Annotated in this window: 11 protein-coding genes; 6 read left to right on the top strand and 5 right to left on the bottom strand. The window is 53.2% G+C overall.

What is annotated here, in order from left to right; translation table 11 throughout:
* Positions 1-275 precede the first annotated feature (275 nt).
* Positions 276-725, bottom strand: a complete 450-nt coding sequence (locus tag N902_RS17345) for a TerB family tellurite resistance protein (protein ID WP_161635171.1) — start codon at positions 723-725, stop codon at positions 276-278.
* Positions 726-2143: 1418 nt separating this feature from the next.
* Positions 2144-2269 (bottom strand): SEC-C metal-binding domain-containing protein, encoded by a 126-nt coding sequence (locus tag N902_RS20635; protein WP_425246718.1) that lies wholly within the window; start codon positions 2267-2269, stop codon positions 2144-2146.
* 421 nt (positions 2270-2690) lie between these two features.
* Here N902_RS20635 and N902_RS20390 point away from each other — a divergent pair, with 421 nt between their 5' ends.
* A complete protein-coding gene (locus N902_RS20390; RefSeq protein WP_244147402.1) occupies positions 2691-3290 on the top strand; it encodes a type II toxin-antitoxin system RelB/DinJ family antitoxin in 600 nt (199 codons plus the stop codon).
* Positions 3287-3580 (top strand): type II toxin-antitoxin system RelE/ParE family toxin, encoded by a 294-nt coding sequence (locus N902_RS20630; RefSeq protein ID WP_027370802.1) that lies wholly within the window; start codon positions 3287-3289, stop codon positions 3578-3580. The genes N902_RS20390 and N902_RS20630 overlap by 4 nt, the downstream gene beginning before the upstream one ends.
* Positions 3581-3915: 335 nt before the next feature.
* Here N902_RS20630 and N902_RS0109855 read toward each other — a convergent pair whose 3' ends face one another.
* Positions 3916-4347 carry a DUF3783 domain-containing protein gene (locus N902_RS0109855; RefSeq protein WP_027370801.1) on the bottom strand — a complete coding sequence of 144 codons (432 nt, stop codon included), beginning with the start codon at positions 4345-4347 and terminating at the stop codon, positions 3916-3918.
* Positions 4348-4534: 187 nt separating this feature from the next.
* Here N902_RS0109855 and N902_RS0109850 point away from each other — a divergent pair, with 187 nt between their 5' ends.
* Complete coding sequence (locus N902_RS0109850; protein ID WP_027370800.1) at positions 4535-6664, top strand: helix-hairpin-helix domain-containing protein; 2130 nt, start codon at positions 4535-4537, stop codon at positions 6662-6664.
* A 233-nt stretch (positions 6665-6897) separates the two neighbouring features.
* On the opposite strand, the gene N902_RS17335 is transcribed toward N902_RS0109850, so the two are convergent.
* A complete protein-coding gene (locus N902_RS17335; protein WP_034622447.1) occupies positions 6898-7542 on the bottom strand; it encodes a nucleotidyl transferase AbiEii/AbiGii toxin family protein in 645 nt (214 codons plus the stop codon).
* Entirely contained in the window at positions 7530-7847 is a 318-nt protein-coding gene (locus N902_RS0109840; protein WP_027370799.1) for a hypothetical protein, read from the bottom strand. Before N902_RS0109840 ends, N902_RS17335 begins: the two co-directional genes overlap by 13 nt.
* A gap of 322 nt (positions 7848-8169) precedes the next feature.
* Here N902_RS0109840 and N902_RS0109835 point away from each other — a divergent pair, with 322 nt between their 5' ends.
* From N902_RS0109835 to N902_RS0109825, 3 genes are all read left to right on the top strand, one after another.
* Positions 8170-9480, top strand: a complete 1311-nt coding sequence (locus tag N902_RS0109835; protein ID WP_027370798.1) for a hypothetical protein — start codon at positions 8170-8172, stop codon at positions 9478-9480.
* A 290-nt stretch (positions 9481-9770) separates the two neighbouring features.
* Positions 9771-10496, top strand: coding sequence for a condensin complex protein MksE (locus N902_RS0109830; protein WP_027370797.1), 726 nt, complete (start codon positions 9771-9773; stop codon positions 10494-10496).
* Positions 10468-14052 (top strand): SbcC/MukB-like Walker B domain-containing protein, encoded by a 3585-nt coding sequence (locus N902_RS0109825; RefSeq protein ID WP_027370796.1) that lies wholly within the window; start codon positions 10468-10470, stop codon positions 14050-14052. Before N902_RS0109830 ends, N902_RS0109825 begins: the two co-directional genes overlap by 29 nt.
* Positions 14053-14055 lie beyond the last annotated feature (3 nt).

The following is a 14055-nucleotide window of genomic DNA, read 5'->3' as shown; positions in this document are numbered from 1 at the left end:
CAAAGAAAGAGACTGCGAAAAGTGTAAAAAATATATCTTTTGCTGCAAAACCCTTAGCTTTACGTATTCGACATCTGTTCAAAATCGTCGCTATATTAAATGAGGAGAAGAAATGGTCAATGCGATTGGCCTTGCACTCATCAACTTGACCCTCATGGATAAAATCTTTAGCCTGCATTTGGATCCTTTCTCCTTTTTTGTGTTTTTGTTGCGTCGTAACGACATTATACACAAAGAGAAAGGATCCTTCAATAAAAAATATCTCAAAACATCAATTAGTTGAAGGCAGCAAGGAATCTATCTTTAGCCCCGAAAGTTGAATCAACAAATAAAGCGTTAAGGCCAGAGTTGCCTATTCCCAAAAGATCTGCGAGAAACCTTAAAATATGATTTTCTGTGGGGAGTAAGTAGCCATCTGAAATTGCCATCCCAATGGCCATCTCAATGAAAAGGTTGGCTTTATCGCCACGAAAATTGCGATTGACAATTTCGCATGCAAGTTGAAGGGCGTTTATGTTACGATTTTTGACCAAACGAAGCAGTGGTTCGATCTCCTGAGCATACTTTGCGGCAGAAGATATATCGGATAGCTTCTTAATTTCTTTTTTGTCTATCGTGCCATCGCTTGCGGCGATCCATGCCAGTATGAGCAATACTGCCGCACCAAGCTCGTTTCCGCTACGAATGATTATTTGCTCGAATTCATTGAATTTACGTTCAGGCATGTTCAAAACGCTTGCGTCAGAATATTTGTTAACTATTTGCTTAAGGGAATTGGATAGCGCTGTCCTAGTATCCATACCATAATCGTCTTTACAATCACCTGCATCCCTGTAAGCTTGCTTTTTCCTTTGGCCCAACTATATTTATGCCATAAACAGTATTTTCCAATCCCCCCGTCCATCACAATGGTGATTAAGCTCAAAGGCTGGTGGTCTGGCTTCAAAAAGCTTTGGTCTGCCCCATACTGATTACAAGAGAAGACCTTTTCTAATATTCTATGTTTGGGCATTAGTTCATGACTTCTTGACAAAATGAATTAAGGCCTGTCCATAAAAAATTGCTGAACATAAGTACTGCCATCGTCCCCTTCCAGCAGGGTGCTGCCTGATCCCAAATCTCTGCTCAGAGGCAAAGATGACAGCGACAGATTGAATCTCATTTGTTTTTTCGTCATTCGCGCGCAGGCCTGTCCCAATGAAGATGGGGAATCGTCGTTCCGGCCCCGGATCCAAATCCGGGGCAGACCCCCGATCCGGGACCAGAAACCGGGCATTTCGATCCAGAAAGGAGCGACCAGAGAGAAATGATTTCCACTGGATTGTCACGCGTTTTGCGTGATAAGCCACGCGTCTTGCGTGGTTGCGATGTATTCAGAGATCGCGGCCGGGCAATAACTGAAAAATCTCGCTGGATACCCTGCTGCCGAGTAAATTGGCGACACGATAACCTAATGTCGGAAAGATGACAAGGAATTATTAAGGAAGTAGGGGAGGGCAGGGCAAGAAAGGGGGTGGGTGAAAGCCGGATGGTATCCGGTCATGGGAGTATGGCCTATTGTCCGCATTTACTTATTGTATCGGCTTTAGCACTACAGCGACAGTTCGGGCATGAGCAAACCTTGAAAGAGCCAGGCAGACGCCTGGCGATCCCAGAATGGCCAGTCACGCGCAGACGCGTGACTGGCGGTCCGGGGGGCAAAACATTGGGTTGGGATCACAACCTGTCGCTGTAGTGTTCGAAACGGACAAAAAACCGGACATAATGAACTGTCTTGTGGCGGACAGCATGCATACTTTGGGTCTTTCCCTTCAGTCGCCTTCAGCCTTTGCCGGCCTGCCGTATAGGATGAGCTTCGCATACACTTGAGACATTGCGTCAGGTTGGGAGAGAAGAAAAGATTCGTCTCTCGACCGTTCGTCGCTGCCGCTCCTCCGAAGATTTGCGTCCCCCTATCCCGCGCATGACCAAGTCGAAGCCCTTTTTGAGGTCCGACGGGCCAAGGCGCGACGTAAGCACGAGGAAGAGCAGGAGTGAGGATCGAGGCGCACAGCCCTGGCCTGAACATTTGCGCAGCGAATAATATCACGGCAATCGCAAGGTATGTATGAAGTTGTTCTTTTATTTTGCATGATTTTGGGATTCACTTTCCGCAGCACCGCTTGAATTTCTTCCCACTATTGCACGGACACGGGGCATTGCGTGGTGTGCCCGGATACTCCTCCTCACTCGGAGATACGTGTATTGTCTGCGAACCAGACTGGGCCATGCCTGGAAACATTTGATGGTGTCTCTGAACCATGGGCTCAATGACCGAGTCACGGAACTCCCTGAACTCAGATTCCTCCATATTTAGGTTTTGCCGCAAGTTCTCGATGTGTTCTTCCCGCTCCTTTTCAGGCATTAACGCCAGATTCCAACATACTTGACCGATTTTGAGGGCATTATTGATTTGCTCCTGTGACCCGTCTGTTGCATTGATCAGGGGTTGCGCAAAGTCCAATATTGAATCTGCCATTTCTCCCATGACTCTTCCCTTTTCTTTTCAGCCTTATCTCCGGCAAATCTGAAAAATTTTTTTCCCAAAGCGGGAAAAATAAATATCAGTGTACCAATAGCCGAGGTGGATAAGCAACAGATCATATGAGCCCGAAACAATTACTTTGAACCGGTCATATGAGCTTGGCCTGTTGTCCATATTTCCTTATCATATAGGATTTACAACCGGACAAATAACCGGACATGCGGAGCTGTTTTGTGGCGGACAGCATGCATACTTTGGGCCTTTCCCTTCAGCCGCCTTTGCCGGCCTGTCGGGTAGGATGAGCTTCGCATACATTTTGAGACATAGTGTCAGGTTGGGAGAGAAGAAAAGATTCGTCTCTCGTCTGTTCGTCGATACTGCTCCTCACTTGAAAAAAATCATTGACTTTGTCAATCATGTGCATTACATTGAACATGCTAAGACCAAGGAGGTAAACATGTCTGCCAACTCTCTTGTTCAAACCCGGATTGATGCCGACGTAAAAAAACGTGCCGCTGAGGTGCTGGAAGGAATGGGGTTGACTGTCTCTGATGCCGTCCGCATTTTATTGACCCGTGTGGCCCATGAAGGAGGTCTTCCCGCTGGTTTGACCACCGACCCGGTTGCTCATGATGACTGGTTTCGGGCCAAAGTCAAAGAAGCTTTTGAAGATTTGCGTCCTCCTATCCCGCATGACCAAGTCGAAACCCTTTTCGAGGTCCGACGAGCCAAGGCGCGACGTAAGCACGAGGAAGAACAGGAGTGAGGGTCGAGTGGTCTTGTTTCGCGGTTGAAGACCGGATCAGAATATTCGACTATATCGAACAAGACGATCCATTGACCGCAGTCGTTGTGGATGAACGGATCATGGAACAAACGGCAACTCTTGAACAATTTCCACAATGTGGCCGTCAGGGGCGGGTTGAGGCCACCAGGGAATTAGTTGTCAGCAGAACACCGTTCATTGTTGTTTATTGTGTCCAGGAGAGTGCTGTCCGTGTTTTGCGTATCTTGCACGGCGCACAGTCTTGGCCTGAACATTTACGCGGCGAATGATATCACTGCAATCGCAAGGTATGTATCTATGAAGTTGTTCTTTTCTTCTGTATCCACCGCTTTTTCGCTTTATCCAGGAAAGGGGGCTCTTTTTCCTGTAAAAATGTTTCTTCGCTTCGGTTTACGTTACGTTCTTGGCGGCTCTGCGAGAGGCAAATCTTTTCTCGCCAAGTCGCGAAGATCGCCAAGAATACACATGCAATTCAAATGGGAAAACGCTATTAGATCAGCCTGATAAGTTCAACAACGAATGGCTCGTAGCTTGAATTCATCTCCGATACATATTCCTGGTCAATATGCGTGGTATCCGCGGGTTCAAGCTGCCCGGGCCTCATTCAGGATCCCTTCTTGCCCCGCATGGCCCTGGATTCCACCTCCAGCTCGCTGAGCAGTTCCTGCAGGGTCCAGGCCTCAGAGGTCGGGGTCAGGGAGGCCCACAGCTGCAGGGGAAACCGTGCCTTTCTGTATCCCTGCATCAGGCTGTTCATCTCTTTGCCGGTCACCCCGGACATGATCACCGCCCTGGGCATGGGTGAGCTGTGCAGAAAACCGCTCTTGTGCTCTTGATCGATGATCTCTCCCACCTTTCGTTCCAGATCGGTCTGCACCGCAAATACGACCGGGAAATCGGCGACCTTGGTCTTCTTCAGAAAGCTCAAAAAAGGCTCATGTTCATCCTGGGGATACCCGCACACAAGAATGACCCTGGGACCGTACATCCTCTTGGCGGCCGCACTGACCTTTTGAAATTTACCCTTGTGCTTCATGACTCCCTCATATGCAGCAAAAAATAATTTTGTCAAACATTGATAAAGTCAATTATTTATGGCGGGTAAATATTCCTTTTGTTGGTTCTCGCTTGATCAGTATCTGCTTAAAATTCATAAAGACAGTCTTATACCCTTCTTGACTCCGTTTTTTTGTCTCACAACTACTCAAAACAAAGGCCATCTCATGGATGAACTGACCACTCTTGTGGCTGAGAAGACCAAGATATCAGCCTCGGCTGTGACCAATATTCTGGCCTTGCTCAAGGATGGAGCGACCATTCCGTTTATCGCCAGATACCGCAAAGAAGCTACCGGCGGGGCGAGCGAGGAACAATTGCGGGCTTTTGAAGAAGCCTATGCCTTCAGCCACAAGCTTTTGGATCGAAAGGCCGATATCCTGCGCCTGATCGAAGAGCGGGGGCGGTTAGACCCGGACATACGAAGCAAGGTCCAGGCAGCCAAGACCATGACCGAGCTTGAGGACCTGTACCGGCCGTACAAGGAAAAGAAGAGCACCCGGGCCGGCCAGGCCCTGGATCGGGGGCTTGAGCCCCTGGCCGATATTCTGCAAAAAGCCAGCCTGTCGGCAGAAGAGCTACGAGCCAGGGCCATGGATTTTGTGGGCAAAGAGGTGGCTGACGGTCAGCAGGCCCTGCAGGGGGCCCGGGATATCATTGCCGAGCGGTTCAGTGACGATCCCGGGGAACGGAAAATTCTGCGTGAGCAGATGCGGCGTCAGGGGGTTTTGGAGATCAAGAAGGGCAAGGAGTTTGATCCCCAGGCAGGCTTTGCCGCCCACGTAGATGTCAGGGAAAAGATCTCCTCCATTCCTTCCCATCGGTATCTGGCAATTATGCGCGGGGTGCGGGAGAAACAGCTCCGGGTTAAGGTGCGCATATATGAGGACCGGTTCCTGGAGAACGTTTTCAAGCACCACATTCCCAGACAGGCCCAAAGCTCTGGGCAGTATCTGCAAGACGCTTACCGGGACGGGTTCAAGCGGTTGCTTTTTCCTTCCGTTGAACGGGAGATCCATGCTGAACTGAAAGAGCAGGCGGACCGGCAGGCAATTTCTGTATTTGGTCAAAATTTGCGACAACTGTTGATGACTCCGCCGGTGAGCGGACAGGTGCTCATGGGAGTGGATCCTGCCTATCGTACCGGCTGCAAACTGGCGCTCATAGATGCCCATGGGCAGCTCCTGGACTTTGCCGTCATCTACCCCACAGCTCCGCAAAAGGACTATCCAGGGGCCAGGGACACCGTTTTGGATCTGGTCCACAGGCACGGGGTTCAGGCGGCGGCCATAGGCAACGGCACAGCATCCCGGGAGACGCAGGAGTTTTTTGCCTCCCTGATCCGGGAATCGAAAAGCGGTCTTAAGTATACAGTGGTTTCTGAGGCCGGGGCGTCGGTGTATTCGGCTTCCAAACTGGGCCAGGAAGAGTATCCGGATCTGGATGTGACTGTACGCGGGGCGGTGTCCATAGCCCAGCGCCTGCGCGATCCCATGGCCGAGCTGATCAAAATCGATCCCAAATCCTTAGGGATAGGCCAGTATCAGCATGATGTGGATCAAAAGCTTTTAGAGAACAAGCTGCATGAGACCATTGAAGACCTGGTCAATCAGGTGGGGGTGGAAATAAACAGCGCCTCCGCCGCGTTACTTTCGTATGTGTCCGGGCTGGGACCAAAGCTGGCTGAGAGTATTGTGGTCTGGCGAAAAGAGCAGGGCGGATTTCAGGGCAAGAAAGATCTGCTCCGGGTCAAGGGACTGGGGCCCAAGGCCTTTGAGCAGTGTGCCGGGTTTGTGCGCATACGAGACGGCCGGGATGTCCTGGACAACACTGGTATCCATCCGGAAAGCTATGCCGCCGCTACCAGGCTGAGGACAAAATATGACCCGCATCAGCTGGACCGGAAAGAACTGGCCGACATAGCCGGGGAGTTGGGGATAGGCAGGCAGACTTTACAGGATATTGTATTTGAGCTCAAAAAGCCGGGCTTCGACCCCCGGGAGGATGTGCCGGCAATTCCTTTCCGGGATGATGTTCGGGACATAGAAGCCTTAAAGGAGGGGGATTTTGTCTCCGGCGTGGTGCGCAGCATTGTCGATTTTGGGGCGTTTGTGGATATCGGGCTGAAAAATGACGGTTTGATCCATATCTCTGAGCTCAGCACGCAACGTATCAAGCATCCCATGGAGGTTCTGTCCGTGAACCAGTATCTGCCCCGGATCAGGGTGCTCGCAGTGGATGCAAACAAGGGACGGGTCAGCCTGAGCATTAAAGATACGTTCCTTTATAGGGATTAACCCATCTGCGTAGATCTGCGAGATCAGCGGTTAAATTCTTCTGGCTTCATTCTTCAAGCATCAGGGCAAAGATAAAGAGTTTTTAGCCGCTGATTACGCTGATTTACGCTGATAAAAGAGGTATTAATCCTGGTTTATGGACATTAATGAGCGGGTTTGTACAAAATTCACGGCTAACGTCGAAGAGCCAAATTTTTTCACGCCAAGCCGCAAAGACCGCTGGGAAAACGCAATTAGATCATTTTGTTCAATTCAGCAACGAATGCCGCGTAGTTCGATTTCATCTCCGATATATATTCCTGGTCAATCACAGGGAGCAGATCCAGAAGGTGCAAGGGAAAAGAAGAGAGCCTGTATTCAAGCTCTTCCCCATCCAGGACGCATTTTTTTCTGGCCGCTTCAATTGTTACCGCCCAATCTATGTCCATGTGTATAAAGATGGAATAGAGATCGAAAACATCCTTGGGTTCGTCCCGGCCAATAACCGCGCAGATCTTGTTGGCACAGATATTTTCAATATTGTCCAGGGCAATACCTGTCATTGAGCGGACGCTTCGACCATATCGAAACACCCGGTCGTTGACCATATCCACCCGAAGTTTTGAGGACACGCGCAGCCGGACAAAATCCCGGGTATCGACCTGAAGGTCAAAGGCAATATCGTGGGAATCAAGAAGATTCTGAGCAATGCGAACGTCTTCGCGAAACAGGGCATTCTCATTGGTGAACAGATCCAGGTCGTCTGAATAACGGCGGTGAAGGTAAAATCTGTGCAGGCATGTGCCAGCGGTGAGATAGAAACTGGTATCTTCTGAAAATATTGCAGCCAGGACTTTGTCCTGCAAGGTATACAAGTCTGAGTAATCTATTCCCGCCATTGATACTCCGGAGCCAGCGCGTAGTTTTGGGTCAAGTTGGCGGCTATCAGGCGAATGCGCTTTTGATCTCGCGCTCTGGGCATATGTTCCTTAAGCAATGCATGGAGTTGTTCCGGCAGATACAAAGTTCGCAGATGTCGTGATGGGTGGCGGCTGTTTTCCACGATCTTGGAAAACAAAAAGCGCTGAAAGGCCGGGTCCTCGGAATCGAGTTTGGCCAGGAGGTCTTGGGCAGAAAGGGTGTAGTCGCCCCAGAAACATTCCTGGACGACTTCCCGGGCGCTTGTTGTTCGCTTGTCTTGCATGGTATTTGCGGGTCCAAATTGCCCGATTCTCATTTTGTTTGAGTTTATCTGTCAATATTCATTTCAACAACCGTATCTGTAGCAGAATAAAATGACTGTGCTTCTGGATTTTGGTCATACCTTTTGATCGGACAAAAGTAAACAAACCAAGCTTTCTTCAGTCCAGGATTCCGGGGTTGAGCTGCCAAGTAACAGATTTGAAGTCGTAGCCCAAGCACATGCAGCATAGAATACTATTGCTGCCTCTCACAACCAGAATTTGAGCAATACGAAATATTGCCTGAGGCTGGACAAGAGAAAGACCGTATTGTAGCCACAAACAATGGCCCAGGAAACAGCGCAAGACTTCACATTTCAGCTCCGGGAGCTGCTGGGCAAGTTCCCGGCCGGTCTCAAGCTCACGCCCCACGATCTGGTCTTTGTCGGCTGGCTCTATTTCTGGGAGAAAAGCACCCGGCAGAAAGACATCCCGGAACGGGAGCTGGCCTGGCAGATTGATCAGGCGGTCAAGACGTTGCGTTTGACGGATGCTATTTCCAGCTCTGCGGCCCTGGAAAGACTCCTGCAGTATCGCCTGGTGCGCAGGTCCATCACCGGTTCAGGCCGGGATGCCTTTTGCCTCACCCGCCTGGGCCGGGGGCTGGCTGAGGACGTCATGGCCGAGATCAGTCTGGACAGCGACGAGCTGTCCACCCACATCAACCACGCCTACAGCATCCTGCGCAGCCATCTGGAAAGCAATAATATCCAAGAGCTCGAGGGGTTTTTGCGGCATGTGTTTTTGAGCTCTGTGGCCGAGAGCATGGAGTACAAGCTGCAAAGCATTGAAGAATCCATCCTGGAACAGGAATCCCGGGTCAAGGAGCTGGGCTCGGGGCAGGACGACCAGGCGTTTGAAATGGCCGTGCAGACCATTCAGACCAGCAGGCACTACCTGGAGGAGCTCTTGCAGACCCTGCAGACCGGATCTCCGTACTATCCTTTATACGAGCTGCTCTACGAGTGCCGGGAAAAGGCGGCTACGGCCCATCTGTCCGCGGACGTGGAGCTGTGTCTTGATTTTCTGGACGGACTGCGGCGGCGTATTGAGCAGATGCTGGCCCATATCATTCATTTCATCCATGAATGCGTCTCCTACCAGAGCCTGATAGGCTCTCTGGCCTATCGGGACCGGATGGTCCGCAAACAGCAGGAGGTCATGGCCCGGGCCCTGCAGACCGATCTCTGCATGCCGGTGCTTGAACAGTATAGCTTGCCTGAAATACGCTTGAACTGGAGCAGGCAGGAACAGAAGAAGCCTGTAGCTGTAAGTACAGACCAGCTCAAGGCCCTGGAGGAATATGTCCCGGAGGAGATCAAGACCCGCCGGGTGCCCTGGAAAGAGGATTTTTTGAGCCTGGCCAGGCAGGAATGGCGGGAGGCCAAAGGTGAAGGCCTGGAGCTCGGGGCCTGGCTCCGGGAGCTGGTCAGCCGGGTTTGCGGAGATGGCGAAGAGGTTCTGCAGGGACTGTGGTTTGTGATCCAGGATATACCGGAGTGGGAGCCGGCAGTGGTGGTGGACAAGGACAATGAGCGGCCCTGGACGGACATGGGCAGCTTCTACCTGGAACCGGTGGTTTTGCGGGGGGAATAGATAAAGAATCATAGCCCATCCAAAGAGAGATTCTTCACTCGAAGACTCGTTCAGAATGACAAAACACATCTATAGCCTTCTCATGTCAGATCCTTCGAAGACTTAGGACAAGCTCTTCGAAAACTCAGGACAAGCCCTGGAAGAGTCTACGAGTGCTTGTCATCCTGAGTGAGTCTGCGAGCGAAGGATCTCTCTGCTGCACAGAGTGAATGAATATCGTGATTCAAAGGTTTTGCTGGATTGATCAATGCTGACAATATTTCCGAACAGGGCTGGCCCAATAAATCTTTATGCTTGAAGAATACATGAACCTGGACATGCAGGTCCTTTTAGAAAACGACAATCTGTCCAGGCGGATCATTCATCGCCTGCAGGCCGGGCAGAACATCGACGCCCATTTGATCGCGGAGTACAGATTTCTGGAGACCCATTACGACACCTGGTCCTCGTTTTTCGCCTTTATGGGCTACCGGCTGCAGCGGGCGGCCCAGGGCGGAGAGGCCTTCTATCACCTGACCCCCAGCTCCTCGCGGATCAAGGTCGCTTCCCTGCGCCGGGGAGCTACGTTTTTGGGTCTTTTCCTGGCCTGGCACTTCATGTCCTCGGGCATTGAAGGTAAGGACGAGGTCCGGGCCAAAGAGCTGATCAGCCGTTTGGAGAACAGCTTTGAGTTCAACCAGCTGATCCGGATATTTAACCCGCAGCAGAAGCGGGCCGCCAGAAACAGACAGCAGAGCGCGAAAAAGATGCAGCAACTGACTATTTGGGTTTTGACCTGTCTGCGAGACCTGCACAGGCTGCGGTTTATCGAGCTCGCTCCGTCAGTGAATGCGGACTTTGACGCCTTGCGCATCCTGCGCCTGCCGGCCCTGGTTCGTTTTCTGGAGCCGGCCAGGCGGAGCCTGGATCTGGAGTATGCGGGACAGGAAGATCTGGACGCAGCCATTCACAGCATCTGGTCCAGCATAGATTGGGAAGAAGAGGACAATGAAGAAAACGGTCCAGAAGATACCTGAGGTATTCGTCCCGGACGATATTGTGGCCACCGGGCTTTTGCTCGTGGGCTACAAGCTCTTTCCGGCAGCGCATATTGCCCTGCATCCCAGGATGACGGTCCTGTCCGGGAACAATGCCGTGGGCAAGACAACCATCCTGGATGCAGTGCAGACCATACTCATCTGCCACCAGCAGTACATCAACCTGAATGTGGCCACCGGCCAGTACGACCGTACCCTGTCCGGCCAGCTCAGCGGCCGGGTGGGCTGGGCGGTGCTCACTGTCTCCGGTCACGAGGAGATCACCGCTCTGGGAGTCCGCCTGCATGCCAAGGCCACAACCGAGAGCCTGGAGCTCGGGCCTTTTGTCCTGACCCATGTCCCGGCCGATCTCGATCTGTTCATGGACCGGGAGAAATCATTGATCACCCCGGATTTTCAGGCTCTGAAAAAAAACATCCTGCACCGGGACATCCAGGGCCAGGCCAATGATTTTTCCTCGGTTGACGAGTACCACCGCCACCTTTTTGCCCAGGGGCTGCTGCCCGTATCCATGGACCGGCAGGGCAAGAAGAAGTTTGCCGCCTTGTGGAGCCAGGTCACCCGGCCCAAGCTGGACAGGCTGGGGGCCTTTTTGATGGAGATGCTCTGCCCGGATCCGGCCCAGGGGGTCAAGTTTGCGGATGTGGAGCGCTTGATGCGCGATCGGCGCAAGCTGACTGAACAGCTCCAGGCCCTGGACAGGTTCCGGGCCGTCAGGCAGGAGCTGGAAGAAAAGCGTTCCCGGGTGGACGACCGCAGACGCCTGTATTTGTCCACTGAGCTGGGCCGGGTGCAGTCCGCGATCAGGTCCTGCCGGGAAAAGCTGGGCAGGGAAAAAGAGCGGGAGGCCCGGACATCCCGGGAGATGCAGGAGCTGGAGGAAAGGCTGAGGCAGAGCAAGGACCGTAAAAGCGAGCTCAGTCAGGAACGGGACAAGTATGTCAGCCGCCAGGATGAGCTGTCCAGGCAGCAAAAGCACCATCAAGAGTATGTACAGGCCCTGGAACGGGAAAAGACCCTGCAGGAGCAGGTTGCGGACATGGGCACCCGCCTGGAGCAGTTGGAGACAGAGGGCGAGGGCCTGACCAGCAAGCGGGAGGATCTCAAAGCCAGGTCAGGCCGGCTTGAGGTCCAGACAGCGGAGCTTGCCGAGCGGCTCAAGTATCTCCGGGTGGACAGGGACCGGTACCGGGAACTGCAGAACCTGCTAAAGCAGGCTCCAGAGATTGCAGGCCGCACACTGACCTCGTGGGTCGATGTGCAGCAGGCCTGGAACCAGGCCCAAAAAGACAAGGCCAGGCTGGACAGTCTCCCGGAACTGAAAAAACGGTGCGCAGAGCTTAAACAGCGGGCGGACAGTTACCAGAAGGCTCGGGGATTGGCCAGGGAGCTGACCCCGGAGATCCCGGAAGGCAGTGATGCTGTGCAGATGGGCAGGCAGGCCTTCGAAGACCTGGTCGAGTCCTGGGAGAATGTGGACTTTGATGCGCCTATTGCCCGGGTCACCGACAGTCTGGAAACACTGGAGCAGCAGATTGCCGATCTGGAACAGGGCCGGCCCAGCCTGCCCCCGGCTGTAGCCCGGGAAGTGGATGCCGGCCGGCTAAGGCTGGTGGCCTCACGGTATGAACATCTGGATCTGGAACAGGCCGCCCGGGTCCAGGCCAGGCTGGGGCCTTTTGCCCGGGGAGTGCTGATTGAGGATCCTGCTGAGCTCTCCGACCAGGATTTGGGCCAGGAAGAGTTTTTGCTTCTGGCCAAGGATGGGGACCCGGAAAACTTTCGCTCCATACAGGCCGGTACGGGTGATATTTCAGGTCAGGGCGGCCTGTACTGGTACGCCCCGAAATCCCATGTCTGGCTCGGAGCCCGGGCCAGGGCCAGGGAGCTCAAGCGCCTGGGCCGGGAAAAGGACCATTTGCAGACAGAGCTGGACAGGATGGAAAACGAGCGGCGCAGAAACCGGGAGCGGATCAAGACGGGCAGGAAGCTGCTCGGGATGTGGGAGGCCCTGGAGGATTCGACCTGCACTGCCGAGCACGCCCGGATGAAGGAGGAGATCTCGGAGCTGGAAAAACAGTCTTCGGCCATCTTGAAGCAATACCGCTATGTGCAGGACCTATACGCCAGAAAGGATCATTTTGCACTCCAGGACGCGGCGAAACAGTGCACGCAGGGCGAAAAAGAGCTCAAGAGCCTGGAAAGGGAACGGAAAAAGCTGGATCAGGAGCTGGCTGGAGTGGACAAAGAGCTGGTTCGGGTGCGTACGGAAATCAAGAATCTGCAGGCCGAATTTTCCCGGACTGATAAGGAGCTGGACAGAACGGTGACCCGTTTGCAGGGCCTGCGAAACGAAGAACCCATGGATGTTTTGGAGGGCCGGATCGATTTTTCCAAGGCTCAGGTTATTCAGGACAGGATCTCCAGTCTGGACAATGAATTGAAAAAGCAGGAAGAAACCATATACAACCTGTATACCGAGTCCGCGCGCAAAGGCGAACTGTTTCAGAGGATAGGGGACGAGATCCAGCGACTCAATGAAAAGGAAGAGCAGGCCAAGAAGACGGAGCTGGAGTTTCTGGAGACCTGGAAGAGGTACTATCCCGGGCAGGATCCGGGGTACAGGCCTGGAGAGCACAGTCTTGAGAATGTCTCCAGACTGCGGGCCCAATGGGAAGCGGCCGCCGAAGATCTGAACAAAAGTGTGGGCCGTATTGTCCAGGAAAATTCCCTGCATCTGCCCCCGGACAGCCCGACCGAGGCCCGGGTGGACATGATCCTGGAAAACATCATCCCCTCCTTCCTGGAGCTGGACAAGGTCGAGGATCAGTTTCAGCGCCTGCAGCGGGAGCTGGGGGAGATTGAGGCCAGGATCAAGACCTATGTGCAGGATATCCGGCAAAAGGTGGATCAGGAGATCTCCAAGCTCAAGCGCCGCCTGGACAAGGTGAATGCCATCCTGGCCGACATCCGTTTCGGCCGGATTCGCCAGGTGCGCATTGAGCTGAAGTATCTTGCCCAGTATGAAAACTTGAAAAAGCTCAAGGGCGAGGTCCTCTCCCTCATGGATTTCGGCAGCCAGACCACCCTTCGGGAGTTTGTTCAGACCCTGGTCAAAAGTATTTTCCGCCAGGGCCGGGGGGATGTGAGTGAAGAGCAGATCGCCGATTACCGCACCTACATCGATCTGGGCTGGTCCATCACCGACCAGGACGGGGAGAGCAGGCAAAAAGGGTTTTCCGGAGGCGAGACCTTAGGGATCAATCTGGCCATTTGTCTGGCCTTGTTGTTTCACTGGGGTGGGGAGGCCGGACAGGCCCAGGCCAGAGGGCTTTTGATCATGGCTTTGGACGAGGCCGAACGCCTGGACGAGCAGGCCGTGTATACCGTGCGCGAGCTCCTGGATCGTTCCGGTTCTCAGCTCCTGGTCGCCCTACCCCGGACCATTGAGGTCCCAGATACCATCTGCCACCTGCTCACCCCCTTAAAGCAAGGGGTGACCCACGTCTCGATCTACCATAAGGGTGAGGCCTGAGGG

Source organism: Desulfovermiculus halophilus DSM 18834 (assembly GCF_000620765.1).
Lineage (GTDB): Bacteria > Desulfobacterota > Desulfovibrionia > Desulfovibrionales > Desulfothermaceae > Desulfovermiculus > Desulfovermiculus halophilus.
The sequence above is the reverse complement of the archived record's forward strand: the minus strand, read 5'-3'. Positions and strand labels throughout refer to the sequence as shown.